The organism is Thermocrinis sp., from assembly GCF_036781485.1.
In the GTDB taxonomy this organism is placed as follows: domain Bacteria; phylum Aquificota; class Aquificia; order Aquificales; family Aquificaceae; genus Thermocrinis.
The window spans coordinates 9,269-30,376 of record NZ_DAIQAX010000012.1 but is presented as its reverse complement, the minus strand read 5'-3'; the positions used below and the strand labels follow the sequence as shown (position 1 = coordinate 30,376).

Annotated in this window: 23 protein-coding genes and 1 tRNA gene; 9 read left to right on the top strand and 15 right to left on the bottom strand. The window is 41.5% G+C overall.

All coding sequences use genetic code 11. From position 1 onward, the window contains the following. Nucleotides 1–10: 10 nt before the first annotated feature. Together V7P40_RS06850 and V7P40_RS06845 are read right to left on the bottom strand one after the other, a co-directional pair. Nucleotides 11–673: a hypothetical protein gene (locus V7P40_RS06850; RefSeq protein WP_333785230.1), complete on the bottom strand. Its 663-nt coding sequence runs from the start codon at nucleotides 671–673 to the stop codon at nucleotides 11–13. A 2-nt stretch (nucleotides 674–675) separates the two neighbouring features. Then, a complete protein-coding gene (locus tag V7P40_RS06845) occupies nucleotides 676–1,086 on the bottom strand; it encodes a hypothetical protein (protein WP_333785229.1) in 411 nt (136 codons plus the stop codon). A gap of 32 nt (nucleotides 1,087–1,118) precedes the next feature. Between V7P40_RS06845 and purC the strand changes: the two genes are divergently transcribed. Further along, nucleotides 1,119–1,817: a phosphoribosylaminoimidazolesuccinocarboxamide synthase gene (gene purC, locus V7P40_RS06840; protein ID WP_333785228.1), complete on the top strand. Its 699-nt coding sequence runs from the start codon at nucleotides 1,119–1,121 to the stop codon at nucleotides 1,815–1,817. Here the strand turns inward: purC and V7P40_RS06835 are convergent. Genes V7P40_RS06835 through lysS form a run of 4 tightly spaced genes read right to left on the bottom strand, consistent with a single transcriptional unit; the run spans nucleotide 1,808 to nucleotide 5,019 of the window. Beyond that, the gene (locus V7P40_RS06835) at nucleotides 1,808–2,239 is read right to left on the bottom strand and encodes a C39 family peptidase (RefSeq protein ID WP_333785243.1); all 432 of its coding nucleotides are present in this window, start codon (nucleotides 2,237–2,239) and stop codon (nucleotides 1,808–1,810) included. The genes purC and V7P40_RS06835 overlap by 10 nt on opposite strands. Next, entirely contained in the window at nucleotides 2,239–2,631 is a 393-nt protein-coding gene (locus tag V7P40_RS06830) for a PA2779 family protein (protein ID WP_333785227.1), read from the bottom strand. The genes V7P40_RS06835 and V7P40_RS06830 overlap by 1 nt, the downstream gene beginning before the upstream one ends. A gap of 28 nt (nucleotides 2,632–2,659) precedes the next feature. Continuing rightward, a complete protein-coding gene (purN, locus tag V7P40_RS06825) occupies nucleotides 2,660–3,310 on the bottom strand; it encodes a phosphoribosylglycinamide formyltransferase (protein WP_333785226.1) in 651 nt (216 codons plus the stop codon). Further along, nucleotides 3,307–5,019: a lysine--tRNA ligase gene (gene lysS / locus V7P40_RS06820; protein WP_333785225.1), complete on the bottom strand. Its 1,713-nt coding sequence runs from the start codon at nucleotides 5,017–5,019 to the stop codon at nucleotides 3,307–3,309. The genes purN and lysS overlap by 4 nt, the downstream gene beginning before the upstream one ends. Nucleotides 5,020–5,394: 375 nt before the next feature. On the opposite strand from lysS, the gene V7P40_RS06815 reads away from it, so the two are divergent. Next, the gene (locus tag V7P40_RS06815; RefSeq protein ID WP_333785224.1) at nucleotides 5,395–6,123 is read left to right on the top strand and encodes a LytTR family DNA-binding domain-containing protein; all 729 of its coding nucleotides are present in this window, start codon (nucleotides 5,395–5,397) and stop codon (nucleotides 6,121–6,123) included. A 68-nt stretch (nucleotides 6,124–6,191) separates the two neighbouring features. Further along, complete coding sequence (locus V7P40_RS06810) at nucleotides 6,192–6,509, top strand: hypothetical protein (protein ID WP_333785223.1); 318 nt, start codon at nucleotides 6,192–6,194, stop codon at nucleotides 6,507–6,509. On the opposite strand, the gene V7P40_RS06805 is transcribed toward V7P40_RS06810, so the two are convergent. Beyond that, the gene (locus V7P40_RS06805) at nucleotides 6,464–7,489 is read right to left on the bottom strand and encodes a histidine kinase (protein ID WP_333785222.1); all 1,026 of its coding nucleotides are present in this window, start codon (nucleotides 7,487–7,489) and stop codon (nucleotides 6,464–6,466) included. The two genes, V7P40_RS06810 and V7P40_RS06805, sit on opposite strands and share 46 nt — an antisense overlap. After that, nucleotides 7,471–8,940 (bottom strand): NAD(P)/FAD-dependent oxidoreductase, encoded by a 1,470-nt coding sequence (locus V7P40_RS06800; RefSeq protein ID WP_333785221.1) that lies wholly within the window; start codon nucleotides 8,938–8,940, stop codon nucleotides 7,471–7,473. Before V7P40_RS06800 ends, V7P40_RS06805 begins: the two co-directional genes overlap by 19 nt. 129 nt (nucleotides 8,941–9,069) lie before the next feature. On the opposite strand from V7P40_RS06800, the gene V7P40_RS06795 reads away from it, so the two are divergent. Genes V7P40_RS06795 through V7P40_RS06780 form a run of 4 tightly spaced genes read left to right on the top strand, consistent with a single transcriptional unit; the run spans nucleotide 9,070 to nucleotide 12,654 of the window. Continuing rightward, nucleotides 9,070–10,137 carry a bis-aminopropyl spermidine synthase family protein gene (locus V7P40_RS06795; RefSeq protein ID WP_333785220.1) on the top strand — a complete coding sequence of 356 codons (1,068 nt, stop codon included), beginning with the start codon at nucleotides 9,070–9,072 and terminating at the stop codon, nucleotides 10,135–10,137. Then, complete coding sequence (locus V7P40_RS06790; protein ID WP_333785219.1) at nucleotides 10,112–11,056, top strand: MnmC family methyltransferase; 945 nt, start codon at nucleotides 10,112–10,114, stop codon at nucleotides 11,054–11,056. The genes V7P40_RS06795 and V7P40_RS06790 overlap by 26 nt, the downstream gene beginning before the upstream one ends. Then, nucleotides 11,053–12,198: a fructose-1,6-bisphosphate aldolase/phosphatase gene (gene fbp, locus V7P40_RS06785; protein ID WP_333785218.1), complete on the top strand. Its 1,146-nt coding sequence runs from the start codon at nucleotides 11,053–11,055 to the stop codon at nucleotides 12,196–12,198. The genes V7P40_RS06790 and fbp overlap by 4 nt, the downstream gene beginning before the upstream one ends. Before the next feature lie 3 nt (nucleotides 12,199–12,201). Further along, complete coding sequence (locus V7P40_RS06780) at nucleotides 12,202–12,654, top strand: hypothetical protein (protein WP_333785217.1); 453 nt, start codon at nucleotides 12,202–12,204, stop codon at nucleotides 12,652–12,654. Between the two features lie 2 nt (nucleotides 12,655–12,656). Here V7P40_RS06780 and fabZ read toward each other — a convergent pair whose 3' ends face one another. Next, nucleotides 12,657–13,103: a 3-hydroxyacyl-ACP dehydratase FabZ gene (gene fabZ / locus V7P40_RS06775; RefSeq protein ID WP_333785216.1), complete on the bottom strand. Its 447-nt coding sequence runs from the start codon at nucleotides 13,101–13,103 to the stop codon at nucleotides 12,657–12,659. A gap of 17 nt (nucleotides 13,104–13,120) precedes the next feature. Between fabZ and V7P40_RS06770 the strand changes: the two genes are divergently transcribed. After that, complete coding sequence (locus tag V7P40_RS06770; RefSeq protein ID WP_333785215.1) at nucleotides 13,121–14,836, top strand: ATP-dependent DNA ligase; 1,716 nt, start codon at nucleotides 13,121–13,123, stop codon at nucleotides 14,834–14,836. A 1-nt stretch (nucleotide 14,837) separates the two neighbouring features. Here V7P40_RS06770 and V7P40_RS06765 read toward each other — a convergent pair. Continuing rightward, nucleotides 14,838–14,911: transfer RNA gene (locus tag V7P40_RS06765), tRNA-Met, on the bottom strand. A gap of 19 nt (nucleotides 14,912–14,930) precedes the next feature. Between V7P40_RS06765 and V7P40_RS06760 the strand changes: the two genes are divergently transcribed. Continuing rightward, nucleotides 14,931–16,316, top strand: a complete 1,386-nt coding sequence (locus V7P40_RS06760; protein ID WP_333785214.1) for an FAD/NAD(P)-binding oxidoreductase — start codon at nucleotides 14,931–14,933, stop codon at nucleotides 16,314–16,316. Here the strand turns inward: V7P40_RS06760 and V7P40_RS06755 are convergent. The 5 genes from V7P40_RS06755 to dapA are packed head-to-tail and all read right to left on the bottom strand — an operon-like array spanning nucleotide 16,282 to nucleotide 20,726. Then, nucleotides 16,282–17,745 carry a GGDEF domain-containing protein gene (locus V7P40_RS06755; RefSeq protein WP_333785213.1) on the bottom strand — a complete coding sequence of 488 codons (1,464 nt, stop codon included), beginning with the start codon at nucleotides 17,743–17,745 and terminating at the stop codon, nucleotides 16,282–16,284. The genes V7P40_RS06760 and V7P40_RS06755 overlap by 35 nt on opposite strands. After that, nucleotides 17,739–18,578, bottom strand: a complete 840-nt coding sequence (gene dapF, locus V7P40_RS06750; RefSeq protein ID WP_333785212.1) for a diaminopimelate epimerase — start codon at nucleotides 18,576–18,578, stop codon at nucleotides 17,739–17,741. Before dapF ends, V7P40_RS06755 begins: the two co-directional genes overlap by 7 nt. 2 nt (nucleotides 18,579–18,580) lie before the next feature. After that, the gene (gene speE / locus V7P40_RS06745; protein WP_333785211.1) at nucleotides 18,581–19,423 is read right to left on the bottom strand and encodes a polyamine aminopropyltransferase; all 843 of its coding nucleotides are present in this window, start codon (nucleotides 19,421–19,423) and stop codon (nucleotides 18,581–18,583) included. A gap of 21 nt (nucleotides 19,424–19,444) precedes the next feature. Beyond that, nucleotides 19,445–19,840, bottom strand: coding sequence for a DUF4149 domain-containing protein (locus V7P40_RS06740; RefSeq protein WP_333785210.1), 396 nt, complete (start codon nucleotides 19,838–19,840; stop codon nucleotides 19,445–19,447). Beyond that, a complete protein-coding gene (gene dapA, locus V7P40_RS06735; RefSeq protein WP_333785209.1) occupies nucleotides 19,833–20,726 on the bottom strand; it encodes a 4-hydroxy-tetrahydrodipicolinate synthase in 894 nt (297 codons plus the stop codon). The genes V7P40_RS06740 and dapA overlap by 8 nt, the downstream gene beginning before the upstream one ends. Nucleotides 20,727–21,108: the final 382 nt, after the last annotated feature.

Here is a 21,108-nt window from a genome sequence, read left to right as displayed (position 1 = left end):
TATTCACCTCTTAGTTTAGTATATAACCAAGCTTTTTACATACTTCTGACAAAAACCTATCAATAAAGTATTTCATCGCCTCAGCAGAAGGCTCATAGGTTAGATAGTCTCTTAACTTTTTCTTCAACCTTTCCCAGCGTTTGTATAGGTTTGCCTCCGAAAGACCCTCCGGCTTTTTACAATCTTTTTGAAACTCTTTACAAAGATAATAGCAAAGGATGGGATAGTCCCTTTCTTCTAAGAATCTTAACATATTCTCATAGAATTCTTCAGCTTCAATTTTTTCTTCTACGTTTTCTTCATAGGCAAAGATATCAGTTTCTTCTACGCTTCTATTGTTCTCTTCCGTTTTAGGATTTCTTACTTTCTCATAGGGAACCTCTTGTGAACTTCTCAACTCTTGGTAGAATTCTATTAAACATGAATTGATTATGCTTAAAAAATACTTCCAATTTACAAAAGCCCTCTCCTCTAAAAACTTTTTTCTGGAAATAATTCTTATCCTTATTTCTGAAAGCAGATCCTTCACGTAATCGTCACCCCAGCGTCTCTTAAAGCTTTCTTCCTTTCCTCTCTGTCTTACAAACTTTCCAATGGTGTTTTTTAAAAATTCCCTTTCTTTAGGCGTTTCTTTCCCTTCCGAAAACTTGATCAACAGCTCTTTGTAATCCATATCTATATCACCTGCAGTTTGTCTATGTGTTCTAAATCTTTACAATAACCGCAAAAGGAATACCCTTTTATAAGGTCCTTTGGAAGTTGATACAGATAAAAGCCTTTATTTTTTCTGTCATAAAAGATGTAAGACATTTTTTGGAAGTTAAAATTGCATCCTTTTTTATCGCAAAGATTTAGATCCACTCTCTTAGTTTGATCCTTTTCTGACGCTGTCAAAGGACATACATAGAACCATTTTCCAAAGTAGTAACCTACGAAAGGTCTACTTTTCCTTTTATGAGAGCCAAAGTCTGTTTTCAAATACTCCTCAAGGATTCTCAGATGATTCTGATTGAAGATCCCCAAAAACCTTCTCCCCTCTGACTTCTTTTTCTCTAAAATCAAACTCCTTATCAGAGACCACAGCAAAACTCTCCCTCCATTGTGTTATTATAACACATATGAATAAACTATACGAAGGGAAGGCTAAGATAGTTTATGCTACAGAAGACGAGCAAAAACTGATTGTTTTTTTCAAAGATAGCACCACCGCTTTTGACGCAACAAAAAAAGCCCAAGTGGAAGGAAAGGGAGCTATAAACAATACCATATCCAGCATACTCTTTGAACTTCTTGAAAAGCACAACATAAAAACCCACTTCATAAAAAAGCTGTCCGATAGAGAAATGCTCGTTTGGAGAGCAAAGAGGTTTGACCTTGAGGTGGTGGTCAGGAACATAACCGCAGGAAGCATATGCAAAAGGCTTGGGCTTGCGGAAGGTATAGAGCTTAAAAAACCTTTGGTGGAGCTATTTTACAAAAACGACGGGCTTCATGATCCATTGATCTGTAAGTCCCATGCCTTGATGCTTTCTTTGGCTACAGAAGAACAAATAGAGGAGATGGAAAGGATAGCCCTTCAGGTAAATGAGGTATTAAAAGACTTTTTCCACTCCTGTGGTCTTATTCTCGTTGACTTCAAGCTGGAATTTGGTATACTGCCTGATGGAAGTATAGCTGTTATAGATGAAATATCACCCGACACTTGTAGGCTTTGGGATGCAAAAACTAAGGAGAAGTTAGACAAAGACAGGTTCAGGTTCGACTTGGGAGACCTGATGGAAGGATACAGGAAAATCTTGGAGAAAATTCAGCGATAAATTGCCAATCCAACCCTTCCCATCCTGCGCCACACCCTATCCAGCTCCTCAAAGGAATAAAACTTTTCAGCTTCGTATCCGGTGTGGACATAAAAGCCCCTGCCGTCAAACCCGATTATAACCAAATAGTGAGGTACGCTTGTAAATAACAGTCCAAAATCTACAAGCACGATCACTGGCACACCCTTGCTTATGTAGTCTTTAATAGTTTTTTGGTCCCCCTTAAAAAGTTCTGTTTTAAAGCCAAGTTTTTTTGCGTAGTTTTCAAGGTCCGTAATCAAAGCTCCCTTCAACTTGGGAATATAAACATCCTTTGCTATGGTGTCTTGGTATATGCTAAGACCGTAATAGCCAAGAACACTGCTTAGAGAAGCGGGACCGCAGAACTGATCCCGCTGTTTTACGAAGGGAACAGGAAGGATTACCTTATGATTATTTCCTTGTTGAGAAGCTTCAGCAGTATAACCAAAAGTATGGCTATTAGCAAAACCGCTATAACTAAACCCAGGTCCCCTCCCGCCAAAACCTTTTCGGAAACCTTTGCCAGCATGTGAATCTGATGATCGTCCATCTCCGACAGCTTTTTTTCTATCTCTTCTTTACTAAGACCATAAGCCTTTAGCTTTTCTTGAACTATCTTGCTCTCCAGGGCTCTTTGTATTTTTCTTATTTCCTCTTCTCTGTTTATGTTTTTAAGCTCCTCAGTGGCAGGCTTAGACTCTACCAGACCAGCCAAAGCAGGGCTTGAGTTTAAAAAGAAAAACCAACCAGCTACTGCAAATACTATAAGGGGGTCTCTTAACTTTTTCCACATACCACCACCTTCTTTATAGTAAAAGTATTCAGAAAGAATATTCTAACATCGGATTTACTGGGAGGGTGCCATACACAGCTCCCTCCACCACCACTTTTCTGCCGTCTATCTTTACCCTTCCTTCTGAAATCCACTTTACCGCCTGAGGAAGGATCTTATGCTCAAACTTAAGTATTTTCTCCGAAAGACTATCCTCCGTATCTTCCGGCGTTATTGGAACGCATGCCTGGATTATAACTGGCCCGTTGTCAAGCTCCTGAGAAACAAAATGAACCGTGCATCCGGTGATTTTAGCGCCGTAATCTAAAGCTTGCTTTTGGGCATTTAGTCCCTGAAAGGCTGGTATTAAAGAAGGATGAATGTTTATAACTCTCATAGGAAAGGCATCTAAAAACTCCTTAGAGAGAACCCTCATAAACCCTGCAAGGACAACCAACTCCACCTCTCTCTCTTTTAGTAGCCTTACCATCTCCCTCTCAAAATCTTTTTTGCTCGTAAAGTCTTGCCTTAGGACTATCTGGTAAGGAATACCGTGTCTTTTGCACCTTTCTATGGCGTAGGCGTTGGGATTGTCTGAGATAACGAGGGCTATGCTACCTTCTATCTTTCCCGCCTTGTAAGCGTCTATAAGTGCCTGAAGGTTGCTACCTCTGCCAGAAACCAAAACACCTATGTTCATAGCTTCTGTCTGAGGGCAGGGAAGAGTATAACTTCTCTTATAGAATCTACGTCTGCCAAAAGCATAACCAGTCTGTCTATTCCTATACCCTCCCCAGCTGTTGGTGGCATACCGTACTCCAAAGCCCTTATAAAGTCCTCGTCCATAGCCATCGCTTCCTCGTCTCCCATTTCCTTTTCCTTTAACTGCTCTAAAAACCTTTCCCTTTGTTCAAAGGGATCGTTTAACTCCGTATACGCGTTGGCTATCTCTTTGCCCGCCACGAAAAGCTCAAACCTCTCCACCAAATCTGGATCCTGTCTGTGCGTCCTTGCAAGAGGGGAGAGTATCTTAGGAAAGTCTACCACGAAGCACGGACCCCAAAGTTCATCCTCCACCAGCACGTCAAAAACTTTGTCTATAAGCTTGGCGTGAGTTAATATTTCAGCCTTTGGTATTCTAAGCTCCATAGCTAACTTTCTAAGCCCCTCCACATCCCTCAAGAAGAATTCCTTATCCTTACCAGTTTTTTCTTCTAAAAGTTGGAAATAGTGATAACGTTTGTAGGGTGGGGTAAAGTCCAATTCCCTACCTTGATACGTTATCTTAAGGCTTTCTACTAAGCTGTTCAGAAGATAAGAAAGAAGCTCCTCAGTAAAAGACATAAGATTGTTGTAGTCCCAATAGGCGCAGTAAAACTCAAGCATAGTAAATTCAGGGTTGTGGGTGGTGTCCACTCCTTCGTTGCGGAAGTTCTTGCCTATTTCATAAACCTTGTTAAATCCCCCTACAACGAGGCGTTTTAGGTAGAGCTCTGGAGCTATCCTAAGGTACAGGTTCTGCTCAAGGTAGTTGTGATAGGTAATAAACGGTTTTGCATTTGCTCCAGAGGCTATAGGCTGAAGTATGGGGGTTTCTACCTCAATAAAACCTTTGGAATCCAAAAATTTTCTAAGCTCAGATATTAGCTTGCTTCTTAAAGAAAATATCCTTCTGCTTTCCTCGTTGGCTATTAGGTCTAAGTATCTTTGCCTGTATCTTACTTCCACATCTTTTAGACCATGCCACTTTTCGGGTAGCGGATGCAAGCTTTTGGCAAGCAGTTTCCAATCTCTTACTTCTACCGTAAGCTCTCCGGCGTTTGTTCTAAAAAGATACCCTTTAACTCCTATTATGTCCCCTGGATCCACTATATCTTCAAACTCTTTGAAAGATTTTTCTCCCAACAGATCTTGTTTTACGTATATCTGAAGCTTTCCCGTAGCATCCTGAATGTGGGCGAAGGTAGCTTTTCCCATAGGACGCAAAGTTACCACTCTTCCAGCTACCGAAACCTCCTCACGCTCCGGCTCAAGGTCGTACTCCCTTTTTACATCCAAAACCCTTAAACAATCCCCTTCTAAAGGTTCAGCTTCATCTAAAAAGAGATTACCATCAATCCTGCGTAGGGTTCCCTCTAAAATTACCTCTTTACCCTGTTCAAGTTGATGACTGGTTCTAACCCACATTTCTACCTTAGCTTCCAAATCCTCCAGTCTTACAACAAAAAACTGATCCTGTTTTGATATTCTCTTTATCCTTCCCCTTATCCTAACTCTTTTGCCAGGTGGGGGATCTTTTTCGTATTTCTTCCTTATGTTCCCAAGGTTGTCGCTTATGTCGTATGAGTAAGGATAGGCGTAGTTCTGCTCTTTAATCCTGCTTAGCTTTTCAACTCTTGATTTTTCCATAGATGAAGTATTTTATCAAAGCTTTGTGCATAAAATGCTACTCTAAACTCTCAAAATGGAATAAGTGCAGACCCAAAAGAAAGGTTGGGATTATAATTTACAATTAAAACTAAACTCAAAAGGAGGTGAGACCATGATGCTACCAGAGCCCTTTAGGTTTATGAGAATAGGCTGGTGGATTGTCCACATAATCGGAATCACTTTAGTTTTCTTCTTGGGCAGATGGTCCGCTGGCTGAGCAGAAAACCACCAAAGCCTGTTCTGGGGGCCTCCCCCCAAGAAAACAAAAAAATAAACAATAAACAGCAAATATCAGTAGCTAAATGAAAATTAAGTTAGATTCAAATGAAACAGATGTTTTATAAATTTACATCTATGAGTAGAATACTTGTAGTAGAAGACGAACCTTTGGCAATGGACAGGATAACCAGGTTTCTCAGGGAGGCTGGTTATGAGTCTTTTGAAACTGCTCAGTCTGTACAAGAAGCTATTCAAAAGCTACACGCTTACAAACCAGACGTTTTGATACTTGATATAAGGCTACCAGATGGTTACGGTCTTCAGGTAGCAAAGGAGTCCATGTCTTTGGAAAAGCCCCCCGCAGTAATATTCACCACAGCTTACCAAGAGTACGCAGTGGAAGCCTTTAAGCTAAACGCAGTAGATTACCTCCTCAAACCTTTCACAAAGGAGGAATTCCTCCAAGCTATAGAGAAAGCTCTAAGTAGGAGAGAGCAAAACAAACAGGTTTTGGATAATTTCTTAAAAAAGATAAACTTCATCATTCCCGTAAAGATGGGCACTACTGTTGTGCTCCTTTCACCAGAAGACATATACTACATAAAAGCAGATTCTGGAGAATCGGAAATAAGAACCAAAGAGGGATTTTATCCCATTTCAAAAAAACTATACGAGCTGGAAGAAGCTCTAAAACATTACAATTTCTTCAGAGTGCACAGGTCCTATTTAGTTAATCTCAACAAGGTTACAAAACTAAAATCTGGGGAGCAAAGCAAATACAGAATTTTCTTTAAAGACATAGACGATACAATAGAAACTAGTAGAGAAGGAGCAAAGAACTTGAGAGAGTTCTTTGATATATAGTCAAAGATCGAAACCCATCTGTAAAAACAAAAATACAGAAGTTGCCATAAGCACAGATCTTTTTTCTTATGAAAGAAGTTATTCACGACGGTAAAGCAGGTGGTTTTTTGAACATATACGGTATCTTAGTCCTTGAGCTTGATCATAAACCAAGCAAAATCTTTGTAGAGACAGTCTTTGGCAAGCTGAACCTTTTCATTCTTGGTAAAGATTACCCAAGGCTTGTGGAAGAGGATGCGAGGATTCTCAACTACCAAAATGGTATAAAGTATCATCTTCCAAAGGGTGGTTTCCAGTTAGACAGCTACTTTATGTTTGGAAGGGTGGAAGCTGTTGCAATTCAGGGACTTGACTTGATAAACCTGTTTTGGCTTGAAGTGCTTTGACTTATCTCTACTCTGAATACAGAAAACCCTCCTTCTCTGTAATAATCAAGCCTCCCGCCTATTAAAGCTAACCTGTCTTTTACATTTTTAAGTCCCACACCTTCCTTTAGATTATTAAATCCTACGCCGTTGTCCATCACCTCAATGAAAAGCTTTCTATCCTTTCGCCTTACAACCACCTTTATAATTCCAGCTTGCCACTTCAATCCATGTTTTAGGGCGTTTTCCACGAGCATCTGCACACAAAACTTGGGCACCTTCACCTCTAAATCTACGTCTTCTTGCGTTTGTATTTCAAGACTTACTCTTTCTCTTACTCTAAGTTTAACTATACTCCAGTATTCCTTTAGGTTTTCCAGTTCTTCCCTGAGGGTGATAAGGAAGTCCGAGTAGAGGGTTTTCCTCAGGAACTTGGAAAAGTTAATCAATGCCTTTTCTGCCTCCTCTGGGTTTGTGGAAACCAGCTCCGCTATGGCGTTTAGGATGTTGAAAAGAAAGTGAGGGTTTATCTGAAGCTCTAAGTTTTTGAGCTCTTGGCTAACTAATCTAAGCTTTAGTCGTTCCCATTCTCTTTTAGAAATTACTATCAGATATATCAAAAAACCAACCGATGCGGTAAGTATTCCAAGAACGTTCAAAGAAACTATTAACTGAAACTGTTTAAGTTCAATGTCCAGAAGAGCCATGTACTTGCAAAGTACGTAGCCTATATAACCGCCGAAAAGTCCCGAAAGGTAGGCAAGCGCGAGGCTAAATGGTATTCTAAGGAGCTTAGGTATCCTTTTTATAAGGACCCTATTGTTTAACTCGGTGGTAATCAGGGATAGGATAAATATGAAAAAACCTATAATAGCTCCAGAAAGAGCATAAGTAGGCCAGCTATCTGAGATCAGAAAGCCGACAAAGGTGCCCATGCAGGCGCCCATCAGCAAGGCAAAAAGCATTATGTATATCCATTCCCTTAAGCGTAGCTCCAGCATTCTCTAAAGTCCTTTTCTATAGAGAGCAGAAGGTTTATTACTCCTACCGAAACTCCCAGCAGACCTTGACCGGGGAAGACCGTATCACCTACCAAGAATAAGCCGTCCACCGTTGTAAAGGGAAGTGGATAGCGAAAGGGAAAATACTTGCGAACCATGGGAACTCCTCCCACCAAACCTTTGTATCTTTTGGTGTATCTTTCAAAGGTCTTTGGCGTGCCCACAAAGGCATTCTGTATTGCACCTTTTAAAGCCGGAAGCTTTTTGTAAATTTTACATAGTATCTCCTCCTTGATGAGTTCCTTTCGCATGTAATAGTCTTCCTTCGTTATGTTTTCCCAGAGTTCAGGGCGCGCGTGTGTGGATACAGTCAAGCTCAGATACTCTTGGGAAGACATTGTACTATCTTCGGGCAGAGAAAGAGAAAGGAAAAGCTCCTTGGTCCCGCCCACGCTAAGGGGCTCTTCTTCCAAGATAAGTATGTGGCTGGGAAGGTCCTTAGCACGTTCTTTTTTTACCTTTGCATAAAGGGTTATTGCAGACCAGGCTTTGGAATAAACTCTCTTAGCCTTTCTCGAAAATTCTTTTACAGAATCTATCTCTACAAGGTCTTCTAAATTCCAGATGGTCGTGTTTAGTATTACCCTCTTTGCTCTGAACTGCCCTTTGGATGTTTCCAGCAGGAAGTATCCATCAGCCTTGATCACTTTAAAAACAGTGGTTTTTCTGTATATCGTTGGTATAACCTTTGCTATGCTTTCAATCAGGTTGGACATGCCACCAAAGGAGTAGTAGGTTTTGTTTATAGGATAGGAAAGGCCCAGAAGAGCAACTGCATAAGGCACTTCTTCCAAAAATCCCTGGGAGGTTATTAGAGATATATAGTCAAGCAACTGCAAATAATCTTGGTGTCCGTTTATATAACTTTTGAAAGTTTGACCACCTTTTGCATACCAGAGCAGTTGTTGTATAGCTTCAAAGGGATGTCTTAAGAAGAACCCTAATATGCTGGTGTATCCAGAAAAAGGCAAGAACTTCCAAAGAGTTTGCCAAAGTTTATGGGAAAAGTTTTTTAACTCAGATAGTAGCTTGTAGTTTGCCACCCCTTTAAAGCTACTATCCAACTCCTGCAAAAGCCTTTCAGAATCCCACCAAAGGTTGATCCTTTTGTCCATCACCAGCACTTGCATGGACATAGGGAGCTCCTTTATAGGTGGAGCGACCTCAAGAAAGCTTAGTATCCTTCCCAAAGGCATAGGTTCCTCTAAACCAGTTATAGTGGTGGCTCCCGCGTTGTAATAAAAACCATCCTTTCTGAAGGTGCCAGCACAACCACCTAAGTAAGAGAGGCTTTCAAAGAGGATCACGGATCTGCCAAGCTTGCTAAGCAAAGCAGAAGCCAGCACACCACCAATACCTCCTCCTACGACAGCATAATCAAACATCTCCATCAAAGAGTAAGATACAGAAAATCTAGGTCATACAAAATAAGTTTTTAGCTTTTACGCAAATCTATTTTTACAATTTATTGCCACGCCTGTGTTAAAATAAAGCATTTAAGCCTATTTTAGGAGGTGTGCATGAAAACCTTGGTAGAACTTGCCAATAAGGCAAGGGAGCTAAGTGGAGTGAGAATTTACAAAAAAAACGTGGAAGCTGTGCTATCTGCGGTCCTAAAGAGTGGGGACTTTTGGGAAATTGTGGATATGTCTGACTTACCAGTGCCTGCTGCTTCAGGTATTGTGAATGTGCTGGTGGAAGAAGGCATTTTGTTTGTAGACGACGAAGAGAACATAAGATTGACCCAAAAGGGTTTTGACCTTGTTAGAGAACTGGGAATAGAGCCCTTTACGGATTACACCTGTAAAGCCTGCGAAGGTAGGGGTATACCCTTTTATGCCGATATAGAGCTATACAGAGAGTTTTTACAGCTAACCAAAGACAGACCAAAGGCTATAAGGGATTATGACCAAGGATCTGTTACGCCAGAAACCACCATAGCAAGGGTGCTCTTTATTGACTCCCGTGGAGACCTGCGGAACAAAGACATAATAGTGCTTGGTGCGGAAGATGACCTAACTGGTTTGGCAATTGCACTGACAAGAAAGGCAAGGAGTGTGCTGATCATAGACATAGACAAAAGGCTTATTGACTTTGACAACAGGATATTCAAAGAGTTTGGCATAGACAATGCGGAGGCAAGGGTTTGGGATCTGAGAAATCCATTTCCAAAAGATATGCTGGGAAAGTTTGACGTTTTCGTGTCTGACCCACCGGAGACTTTGCCCGCCTTCAGAGCCTTCATAGGAAGGGGAATAGCAACCCTCAGAGAAGAGGGAGGAGTGGGCTACTTTGGTCTAACGCTCAGAGATTCTTCCGTTTTCCGCTGGAGAGATTTCCAGATATCCTTAACCTCAGAGTTTGGAGCGGCTATAACCGACATAGTGCAGGACTTCAATCACTACATAACTTGGGATTATCATAAGGAAACAAAGGCGGCAGAACTGGCACCTGTCAAGAGAGAACCTAAAACCATATGGTATAAGTCTTCTTGGTACAGAGTGGAAGTCCTCCCTGGTTTTAAAAGGTGGAACGAAGCAATATCCGACGATGTTTTCTACCTTGACGAAGAGGGGTCAACTACTTGAAGAAGAGTTAGAAAGGTTTTTGGCAGAAAAAGGATACTGCTTAGAAGAAGAACAAAAAAGGGAAGTTTTAAAGATCTTAAGAGTTTTTTTAAAGCCCTCGGTGGAGGGTGGTGGCTGGGTTAGCACCAAAGACGGTTCCTTCACTCTGATAGATAAAAACTACGGAGAGCCTTACCATAGCCTAACCGCAGGTGCTATTACTGAATGCATAAAGAAGTTTGTAGAACCCTCTGAAGTCCTTTATAGGGCGGAAAAGGAAAAACTCATAACTGTGGTGGATGTGGGCTTTGGCTTGGGATACAACGCGGCAGTACTTCTGAAAAAACTCAGAGACATCAACAAGAAGGTAGAAGTTCATATCCTGTCCTTTGAGAAAAGGCTACTTGATGAAGTCTTACCCCCTCCAGAGGAATACAAACCATACTGGCTTATGCTTTGGGAAAACTTGCCTGAATTTCAAAAAGATGGAATACACTTTAAACTTCTCTTGGGTGATGCCAGAAAAAAAATAAAGGAAGTGGTAAACTTTGGTGCTGACGCTATCCTTCACGATGCCTTTTCTCCTTACAAGAATCCTGAGCTTTGGAGTTTGGAGTTCTTGAAAGAAATAACAAAACTTCTAAAACCAGATGGTGTATGGGTATCTTACACCTCTTCCCTCGCAGTTAGAAAAGCATTAAAGACCTTAGGCTTTAACCTTCAAAATACAAAAGCCGTGGGAAGAAAAACAGGGGGGACCAAAGCGGGAATCAGCATAGAGGAGAGATTAACAGAAACAGACCTGAGAAAACTTAGCACCTCTCCATACGCTATACCTTTCTTAGATCCAAGCCTTGACAGAAAACCAATTCACATACTCATAGATTACAGCATTAGAGTGGTTTATAATAGAAGACAAACAAAGGAGGTTGGATCATGAAAATTACTCTGAGTGTGATAAAGGCAGACATAGGAGGTTTTGTTGGACACTCGGGCGTTCATCCAGAAGTTTTAGAGAAGGTGAAAGAGATAGGTTTGGCGGAGGTTCAAAAGGGCAACCTCATAGACTGTCAGACCCTTGTGTGTGGAGACGACATAGCTTTGGTGATGACCCATCAGCACGGGGTGGATAGCGAAGTAGTTCATGGCATAGCTTGGAGGGCCTTTGAAGCAGGCACAGAGATTTCCAAAAAGTTAAAGCTATACGGAGCAGGACAGGACTTGCTTTCCGACACATTTTCAGGTAATGTTAAAGGTATGGGACCAGGCGTGGCTGAGATGGAATTTGAGGAAAGACCTTCAGAGCCTGTTATAGTTTTCTTTGCAGACAAGACCGCACCAAGCGCTTGGAATTTACCACTTTATGAAATGTTTGCAGATCCTATGGTGTGCGCAGGGCTGGTGATAGATCCTAAGATGCACGATGGCTTTACCTTTGAGGTTTTGGATACATTCACAGGAAAAGCTGTTAAACTCTCCACTCCTGCAGAGCTTTACGACCTTTTGGCTCTGATAGGGTCCGTTGAAAGGTATGCCATAAAGAGCGTTTGGAGAAACTCAGATGGAGAGATTGGCGCAGTAGCTTCCACTCAAAGATTGTCCCTTATAGCAGGCAAATACGTAGGTAAGGATGACCCTGTTATGATAGTCAGGGCTCAGTCAGGTTTCCCCGCAGTGGGTGAGATCTTGGAACCCTTTGCAAGACCCTGGATAGTGGAAGGTTGGATGAGAGGGTCTCACAACGGACCCATAATGCCCGTCTCTTTCAAACAAGCCACACCAACTAGGTTTGACGGACCACCAAGGGTCATAGCGGCAGGGTATCAAATAGCCCAAGGCAAACTCATAGGACCGAGGGATCTGTTTGACGATCCAGCCTTTGATAGGGCAAGGGAACAAGCCCAAACCATAGCGGACATTCTCAGAAGACAGGGCATATTTGAACCCCATAGATTACCCTCAGAAGAGATGGAATACACCACACTGCCAAAAATACTCAAAAAATTGGAAGGAAGGTTTTATGACCTGGAAGAGGGTAAAAAGGCGCCAACTGGAGAAGAGCATCACACAGAAACCGATTAAAACATGGAGAAGATACTTAGTATTGAGGAAAGGGTCGTTCTTATAGTGGAGGAGTTTTTTAAGGATATAAAGGATAAGGAGCCTTTTGCCTTTTACTTGGAGGATTACAGGTTTAAATTGAGGTCTAAACTGATTGAACTATTAAGCCAATTTACAGATAGCAGGTCTGCTAATGTCAGTTTTGACCGAGCGATGGAAGGTATGCTGGCTTATTTGGAAAAGCGCTTAGACAGTATAGACTTTGAAAACGAAACAGAGCTTAGAAGATTCTTAGAGGCTGTAGAAAAAACCAACGAACTGCTTAAGGAATTTCTTGAAGGGGACAGAATAAAGGACAAGTCTGTGCTATCCAAAGTTTCTGGAAGACTGGGGCTGTTGGCGGAGGAGCTAAGAATGGAAATCAACAGAAGGTTCGGAGGACTGCTCAGAAGGATTAAAAGGCTCTTTGGAAGATAGATCTACCTTCTTAGTTGAGATAGTTCTCTAGCAGAAGCGTAAAGTATAGCCTCCGCCACCACCTGATCTTCAACCTTTGCCACACCCTTCATTTTGGAAAGGCTCTTTTTTAGAGAAAGTACTTCCAACTCCAGCACGAGCTGATCTCCCGGATATACGGGCCGCTTAAACCTTGCTTCATCTATGCCCGCAAAGACCACAGCGTACTTTCCTATCTCCAGATCTAAAGATTTAATCATCAGTATACCCCCCACCTGTGCCAAAGCTTCCAAAATATACACACCGGGCATTAGGGGAAAGCCGGGGAAATGCCCCTGAAAATAGGGTTCGTTGACAGAAACGTTCTTTAAACCTACTATCCTCTTTCCAAGCTCCAGATCAATTATCCTATCCACTAACAGCAGTGGGTAGCGATGGGGAAGTATGTTCATTATTTCTCTTATATCCATCAATTAAAATTATAACGATGAAATTCTCAGAGCTTGCCCAGTTTTTTGAAAAGCTTGAGAAAACCACCAGCAGGTTAGAAATGTCCCAACTACTCTACGAGCTTTTTTCTAAAGCAGATAAGGAAGAAATAGATAAAGTTGTTTATTTAACTATGGGAGAGCTTGTGCCTTCCTTCAGAGGTTTGGAGTTTGGAATGTCTGAAAAATTGGCTATGGAGGCTTTATCAAAAGCTTCTGGTACAAAGTTAAGCGTTATACAAAAGCTATACAAAGAGCTTGGAGACGTGGGAAAGGTAGCCTTGGAGGTGATAAAGAGGGAGGGAAAGGGCCTGAGTGTTTCCAAGGTATACGAAGAACTATTTAGCATAGCAAGAGCGAGGGGCACTTTAGACAAGGTTATGCTACTTATTAACTTACTGAAGGCATTATCTGGTGTAGAGGCAAAGTTTGTGGTGAGGATAATAGTTGGTAATCTTCGGCTGGGGGTGGGAGAGGCTACGATTATAGAGGCTCTAGCCCTCCTGTTGGGTAATAGGGATTATAAACAGGTAGTAGAAAGAGCTTACAATCTTTGCTCCGACCTTGGTTTGGTGGCAGAAACCCTTGCGCAGAAAGGTTTGGAAGGTTTAGAAGAATTTAAAATACAGCCCGGCTATCCTATACGCATGGCGCTGGCAGAAAGAGTAGCGGATGCAGAAGAGTTGATAAGAAGATTGGGTAGATGTGCAATTGAGGTAAAATACGATGGTTTTAGGCTCCAAGTGCACAAGAAAAACAATGAAGTTTACATATACTCAAGAAACTTAGAACCTATGACAGAGATGTTTCCAGAAATAAAGCAAGCCGTTGCGAAGATTGACGCCGAAGAGTTGATCGTAGAAGGAGAAGCATTGGCTGTAAACGAAGAAACGGGAGAGTTCTATCCCTTCCAGATAACCATGCAAAGGAAGAGAAAATACCAAATTTACGAATACTCAAAGGAATATCCTTTGAAACTTTTCTGCTTTGACCTTCTGTATTTGGATGGTGAGGATTACACCATCAAACCCTTCATAGATAGAAGGAAAAGGCTGGAAGGTTTGATAACTTTGAAAAACACCCTTGAGCTTTCAGAGTTAAGAATAGTCCAATCTGCAAAGGAAGTGGAGGAATTTTTTGAGGATGCTATCCTAAGAGGTTTGGAAGGTATAATGGGAAAGAGGCTCGATGCGCCATACACCGCAGGCTCAAGAAACTTTAACTGGGTAAAGCTAAAAAGAGGCTACAAAGGACAACTTATGGATACCATAGACGTAGTAATAGTGGGTTACTTCTACGGAAAAGGAGCAAGGGCAAAGCTTGGAATAGGAACCTTGCTGACCGCAGTGTATGATCCTTCTTCCGATACTTTTAAGACCATAAGTAAAGTGGGTTCGGGCTTTTCAGAAGAAGAGTGGATAAGATTAAAAGAAATACTGGATGAGATCAAGCTTGACCATAGGCACGCGAGAGTTGATTCTTTGATAACGCCAGATGTGTGGGTAGAGCCAAAGTATGTAATAACTGTATCCGCAGATGAAATAACCCGCTCGCCTTTGCACACCGCAGGAAAGACAGGAGACGAACCCGGATACGCTTTGAGATTTCCAAGGGCTGTTGGTTTTGTAAGGTCAGACAAAAGGCCAGAGGATGCAAACACTGTGGAGGAGATCCTAAGGATGTATCAGCTTCAAAGGAAGATAAAGGTTGAATGAGTGGCGGCGGGAGGACTCGAACCTCCGACCTGAGACTTATGAGATCTCCGCTCTAACCAGCTGAGCTACGCCGCCTATGATTTATTATTATACTATGCGAGTTGTGATAGTTGGCAACGGTCCTGCGGCAGCCTCCGCCATTGAGGCTTTTAGACAGGTGGATAAAGAATCAGACATAATAGTCCTTTCGGACGAGCCTTACCCAACCTATGCACCAAACTGTATGGAGAACGTAATTAGGGGGGACATTTCGGATCAAGCACTGTTTTACAAAGGTGGCTATGAGTTTTATGAGCGTATGAGGGTAGATTTTAGACCAAACAAAGAGGTGGTTGGTATAGACAACAAAAGAAAGGTGGTTATAGTAAAGGGTGGGGAGGAGATAGCTTACGATAAGTGTCTTTTGGCTGCGGGCGCCAGCGCTTTTATTCCACCCATACCTGGTAGAGAGTTGGGTGGGGTCACTACCGCAAAGAATCTGGACGATGCCAAAAGGATAAGGGATCTGGTTCTATCTGGAAAGGTAAAAAGGGTTGTTATCGTAGGAGCGGGTCCCATAGGTGTGGAGGATGCAGAAACTCTAAGGAGTATGGGTCTTCAGGTGGCTGTGGTGGAGTTCTTTGACAGAGTTCTTCCAAGAATGCTGGACAAATACATGGCAGACAGATACATGAAGATCCTTGAAGAAGAAGAAGGTATAGAGTTTTACCTAAACCACCAGGTTTTAGCAATACACGGAGAAGACGGTTGGGTAGAGGCTGTGGAGATAGTTCAAAATGGCAGTGATAGAAAAAAGTTCCTTCAGGCGGATTTAGTTATCCTTTCTACAGGTGTTAGACCAAGGACACACTTGGTAGCAAATACGGACATAAAGATACATATAGACGAAAGGACTGGAAGGGTTGTAGGTGGCATACTCGTGAATGAGTATCAGCAAACTTCGGACAAAGACGTTTACGCAGCAGGAGACATATGCTCTGGAATTGATGCATGGGGCAGGCAAAGGTGGATAGCTCTGTTCCCACCTGCCCAGCAGGGAGGAACGGTGGCAGGCTACAACATGGCAGGTCTAAAGGTAAAGCATTCTGGCTTGGTGGATTACAATGCAGTAAAAACCCGTTCTGCTCCAGCCGGCAGTGGAGGAGTGTTTGAAGACGCAGAAAGTTCAACAGTCTTTGAATACGAGCAGTACCTGATTAAGGTTTTTTTAAAGGAAGGCAGGGTATGCGGATATCAATTTGTTGGGCAACCAAAAACTAAAAGGCTAAACCAAAGGAATACCTTTTTAAAAGACAAAGCGTGGGAACACGTAATGAAGGATAGAGGATTGGGCTTAGAGGCTTCTGGAGTTTTGTTCCATCACTTTATAAATCAAAAAGACAGAAACTTTTCGCCGGAGGTAGTAAGGGTTATAAAGATGGGTATGTTAAGGAGTTTGGGAAATCCTAAGTTTGAGACTCCCCTGTTTTATCGGGAGTAAAAACTTCTACTCTATTCCTTCCCCCTTCCTTTGCCCTGTAAAGGGCAATGTCTGCCTCTTTTATTAGATCATCTATACTCTCCATACCACTTCTAAATTCAGAAACTCCTATGCTTGTAGTGACTAGGATCACTTTATGATCGTACTCCACGGGTCTACTTGCTACCGCACTTCTTATCCTCTCGGCTAATACTCTTGCTTCATCTAAACCTGTGTTGGGTAAGAGCACAGCAAACTCCTCCCCTCCCATTCTTGCACAAATGTCAGATTGCCTTACTACACCTTTAAGCACATCTGCAAAGACTTTTAAAACTATATCTCCAGCGTCATGTCCATAAGCGTCGTTTATCTTTTTAAAGTGGTCTATATCAATGATCAAGAGAGACAGCTTTTTCCCATATCTTTTTGCTTCTTCAAAGATTAAGTTAGCGTGTTCAAAGAAGAACCTTCTGTTTGGTAAACCGGTAAGTGAATCATAATAAGCCAGTTCCTGAAGTTGTTTGTTCTTAGCTTCAAGCTCAGAAAGCAGATTGCCTATGGTTATAGCAGCATCTATAAAGCTGTTTCTCAGATGGTCTAATTCATCCATTTTTTTGGAAGTTTCAAAGGGTTCTATTTTAGAAAAATCCCCCATTTTAATCCTGTTGGAAAACTCCTGGAGTTTTATTATTCTGGCTATTAAATCCCCTGAGAACTTGTAGAGTAAGAAAGAAGATAACAATGAGAGCACGAAAGAATAAGCAACAAGCACACCCATCAAAGTGTAGAAGTTTGCATATATGGGGGAAATATCCTTCACGAGCAACACCTGCCCAAACTGATAACCATTTTCTTCAAAAAGTGGAAATTCTACCAATAGACTTTTTTTAAAACCGCTTCCGTAGACTAAGTATCCACTTACCTTAAATGGCACATTAAGAACTGATTCATCAGAAAAGCCTGCTATTACCACATCGTTTTTAAACAATTTATCCTTAACAAAGATGTCTAAAAATTCTTGTGGAAATCTGTCAATGTAAGTTCTATCGTAGTAAAACAACCATTCTGCATGGCTCAATTCCTTAATAAATTCTAAAAGCTCTTTAAAATTTATACCCAAAAAATAGCATTGTTCACCCAAAAAGATTTTCTTACCGTAATAAAGTCCTCTGTCTGTAATCCTGTAGTGCGCTATCCCACCGCATTCCTCATCTACTCTTAACCATATGTAGTAATCATCTTTACTTTGAATTATTTTAGATTTGGCTAATTCTAAATCACTTTCTTTGTGCTTAAGCAAAGTTTTAAAATTGTTGTATAAAATATCCCTTTCTTTAATTAATGCTTCTTCACCTATTCTTTGAAATACGAAATGGATTAAGAATGCTGTTGGAAAAAATGTTATTAAGAAGGACAGAATAACCCGTATGAGTATTCTTCTCTTTAACATTCAAGGAATTCCCTCCGCAGGAAACCATCAAACACTCTCACTACGCTACCTTCTAAAAACACTTGCGTTAAATGCTCATCAAAATCTATTTTGAGAATTTCTCCACTGCGGGTTTTAACCTCCACAGGTTTTGTAGAAACAATGCCTTTTTTGTAAGCAACTATGGCAGAAGCGGTGGAACCTGTCCCACAGGCTAAGGTTTCTGTTTCCACGCCTCTTTCATAGGTCCTTATCCTTATACTATTAAAGCTCATAGGTTGGATAAAATTTACGTTTGTTCCTTTAGGCTGAAAATCGGGATGAAATCTGATCAATCTGCCCAACTTAACCACATCAATCTTTTCCATATCATCCACCAAAACTACAAAGTGGGGCACTCCGGTGTTTATAAAACTCCCTTCTATCCTCTGACCCTCCACATCCAAAACTACCTCTCTGTAGTCTTTGGGTTGGGTAAGCTGGACTTTTATTCTTCTGCCCTTTTCCAAAACAAAGGCTTGAATAATCCCCGCTAAGGTCTCAAAGCGAACGTATTCTCCTACCATACCCTCTTCAAAGGCAAACCTAACCGCACAGCGTGAGCCATTACCACACATCTCTGCTTCAGAACCATCAGCGTTAAAAAATCTCCAGCTAAAGTCGTTATTTCTGTCTTTGGGCTTCTCTATTAGTATTAACCCATCCGCACCAACACCAGTATGGAAAGCACATACCTTTTTTACAAAATCCGCAATACTTAGCCCCAGATCCTTCAAAAATTCTTCAACCTTTTTATCTCTGTTGTCTATAACAACAAAGTCATTACCAGATCCCTGCAGCTTAGAAAACCGCATGGTCAAAATTTATAATCATCACTTAAAACTTTTTCGTATAAACCTTTTGGTATAAAAGCGTATCTGTGCATCTCTTCACTATACAGCTTGGTTTGAGCCTTGACTTCTCTTTTGGGTTCTCTGACCTGGTATTTTTTGCTACCCACCGATATGGTCCACCAATAACCCGCATAGCCTGGGATTACTGCCGTGTAAAGATCAACAATAGGAAAGACCTTTCTTAGTGCCTTTTGAATCCTCCTTACAATCTCTATGTGGTAGTATATGGACTCGGTTTGCCCCACGTATATTCCGTCATCTTTAAGAGCCTTGTAAACGTATTTGAAGAATTCTTCTGTAGTTAGTACATGAGCAAATCCCACAGGGTCTGTAGAATCCACTATTATCACATCAAACTCGTTCTCGTAGTCTTGAATGTACTTATAGCCATCTTCGTTTAAGACAATCGCTCTTGGATCGTCAAAGGCACAGGCCATAGTGGGTAAAAAACGTTTTGATACTTCTATTACCTCTTTATCTATATCCACCAAAACTGCCCTTTTAACCTCTGGATGTTTTAACACTTCCCTCAAAACTCCCCCATCTCCTCCGCCTATGATGAGCACAGTTTCTGGATTAGGATGGGCATACAGTGGCACGTGAGCCATAAATTCGTGATAAATAAACTCGAATTTTTCATCGCACTGAGCCACACCATCCAAAACCAATACCCTTCCAAAGTAAGGAGATTCTACCACAGTTATTTCTTGATACTGGCTTTTACCACGGTACAGCACCTTTTCTACGGGATAGCAGTGCCTGACGGGCGCATATGGATCCCTCTCCATAAAGAACACATCCATCATCTCTATTCACCTCATTAGTTTTTATATCTTTCTTACCAAAAATATAATCATAATAAAAGCAAGCAATAAACCAAGTAAATTTAAACCCATGGACACACCATGCCACTTCATAAACTCTGAATAGTCAATTAGCTTTAAATTCCTCGCTTTTGGAAGCACATAAAATAGATGAAATCCGTGCACTAAGAGATTAGCCAAGGATGCTGCAAAGAAAAGTTTGCCTAACTTCCAACCAACTGCCACGGAGATCAGCATTACAAGAAAGCCAATACCAAAATAAACTGGAAAAACTTTCTCTACCACCTTTCCCGCTTCAGCCCTATCTAAAACTCTGAATAGAGTGGGGGCTACGTATATGCTGAAAAAGACACCCATACCTAAGTAGAAGCTGTTTAAAAAGAACAAAAACTTACTCATGCTGGACCACCAAAGGTATATTGTAAGACCTTAGCACGCTAAGAAGTTTCTTTTCGTTTTCAGGCTTCATCTCACACATGGGAAGTCTAAACTCCTTTTCGCACATTCCCATAGCCCAACACGCGGTTTTTACAGGTATAGGGTTAGTCTCTATGAAGAGCACTTTAAATAACTCATACAGATAATAGTGCATCTCCCTCGCCTTTTTGAAATCACCCTTCAAAGCAAAATCTACGAGTGCTTTAACCTCCTTAGGCATTACGTTGTTAGCTACAGAGATTACTCCCTTTGCCCCCAAAGCCATCATAGGAAGAGTTAGAGAGTCATCACCAGAAAGAATAGTAAAGTTTTCTCCCATAAGCCTTCTGATCTCCGATATTCTGTCCATGTTTGGAGTGGATTCCTTCGAGCCTATGATATGCTCGTGCTCCTTTGCTAATCTGTATATGGTTTCTGGGGCTATCTCCACGCCTGTCCTTGATGGAATGTTGTAGAGAATTATTGGTATATCAATCTCTTCTGCCACTGCTTTAAAGTGTCTGTAGAGTCCTTCTTGGGTTGGTTTGTTATAGTAGGGAACGACCAGAAGGCAAGCATCCGCTCCTACCTTTTGAGCGTGAGTTGAAAGCTCTATAGCTTCGTGGGTGGCGTTTGCCCCCGTGCCTGCTATTATCTTTATCCTACCGTTGGCTATCTTAACTGCCTCCTCTATGACCTTTTCGTGCTCTTCAAAGGTCAAAGTAGGCGATTCCCCAGTGGTACCGCACACCAAAATGGCATTTGTGCCATTGCTTACGTGAAACTCTATAAGTTTGATTAAAGATTCATAGTCTACTTCTCCATTTTTGAAAGGCGTTATCAGAGCTACGATTGATCCCTCAAACATGGCTTGTAAGATGGCTTTGTCCAATTATTCACCCAGTGCCCCTGGACATAGTCCTCCCAAAGCCGAAGGGAACTAACCTTTTTGCTCGCCTTTGCCATTTCCCTTCAATTATAACAGATTTTAAGGGAGAGAAATCTCTGACAAAAGAGTTCCTCTCTCCATAGATAATCATTCCATTGCCTACGGAAACTCCCTTTAAGGGAGCCTGCCGAGGGTTTAGGACGCCCTAAAGAGCATCCAAGGGAGCACTCTTCTACCCTTTCACTCTCTCAAAATACCGCCTAAGCAGTATCCTGAGGATTAACTTTTTCGGCAGGTTTGTGTTTAAAAACTCCCTCAATCCCACAAAGCTCTTGAAGTCTTTGAAGTTTCTCCTTTATAA

Bases quoted from the DNA above. Each gene is read 5' to 3' on its own strand.
- V7P40_RS06830 (WP_333785227.1), bottom strand. From the start codon at position 2,631: ATGTGGAAAAAGTTAAGAGACCCCCTTATAGTATTTGCAGTAGCTGGT.
- lysS (WP_333785225.1), bottom strand. From the start codon at position 5,019: ATGGAAAAATCAAGAGTTGAAAAGCTAAGCAGGATTAAAGAGCAGAAC.
- V7P40_RS06795 (WP_333785220.1), top strand. From the start codon at position 9,070: ATGAAAACCTTGGTAGAACTTGCCAATAAGGCAAGGGAGCTAAGTGGA.
- fbp (WP_333785218.1), top strand. From the start codon at position 11,053: ATGAAAATTACTCTGAGTGTGATAAAGGCAGACATAGGAGGTTTTGTT.
- V7P40_RS06815 (WP_333785224.1), top strand. From the start codon at position 5,395: ATGAGTAGAATACTTGTAGTAGAAGACGAACCTTTGGCAATGGACAGG.
- V7P40_RS06800 (WP_333785221.1), bottom strand. From the start codon at position 8,940: ATGGAGATGTTTGATTATGCTGTCGTAGGAGGAGGTATTGGTGGTGTG.
- V7P40_RS06805 (WP_333785222.1), bottom strand. From the start codon at position 7,489: ATGCTGGAGCTACGCTTAAGGGAATGGATATACATAATGCTTTTTGCC.
- purC (WP_333785228.1), top strand. From the start codon at position 1,119: ATGAATAAACTATACGAAGGGAAGGCTAAGATAGTTTATGCTACAGAA.
- dapF (WP_333785212.1), bottom strand. From the start codon at position 18,578: ATGCGGTTTTCTAAGCTGCAGGGATCTGGTAATGACTTTGTTGTTATA.
- speE (WP_333785211.1), bottom strand. From the start codon at position 19,423: ATGATGGATGTGTTCTTTATGGAGAGGGATCCATATGCGCCCGTCAGG.
- V7P40_RS06760 (WP_333785214.1), top strand. From the start codon at position 14,931: ATGCGAGTTGTGATAGTTGGCAACGGTCCTGCGGCAGCCTCCGCCATT.
- V7P40_RS06850 (WP_333785230.1), bottom strand. From the start codon at position 673: ATGGATTACAAAGAGCTGTTGATCAAGTTTTCGGAAGGGAAAGAAACG.
- purN (WP_333785226.1), bottom strand. From the start codon at position 3,310: ATGAACATAGGTGTTTTGGTTTCTGGCAGAGGTAGCAACCTTCAGGCA.
- V7P40_RS06810 (WP_333785223.1), top strand. From the start codon at position 6,192: ATGAAAGAAGTTATTCACGACGGTAAAGCAGGTGGTTTTTTGAACATA.
- fabZ (WP_333785216.1), bottom strand. From the start codon at position 13,103: ATGGATATAAGAGAAATAATGAACATACTTCCCCATCGCTACCCACTG.
- V7P40_RS06755 (WP_333785213.1), bottom strand. From the start codon at position 17,745: ATGTTAAAGAGAAGAATACTCATACGGGTTATTCTGTCCTTCTTAATA.
- V7P40_RS06780 (WP_333785217.1), top strand. From the start codon at position 12,202: ATGGAGAAGATACTTAGTATTGAGGAAAGGGTCGTTCTTATAGTGGAG.
- V7P40_RS06740 (WP_333785210.1), bottom strand. From the start codon at position 19,840: ATGAGTAAGTTTTTGTTCTTTTTAAACAGCTTCTACTTAGGTATGGGT.
- V7P40_RS06770 (WP_333785215.1), top strand. From the start codon at position 13,121: ATGAAATTCTCAGAGCTTGCCCAGTTTTTTGAAAAGCTTGAGAAAACC.
- dapA (WP_333785209.1), bottom strand. From the start codon at position 20,726: ATGTTTGAGGGATCAATCGTAGCTCTGATAACGCCTTTCAAAAATGGA.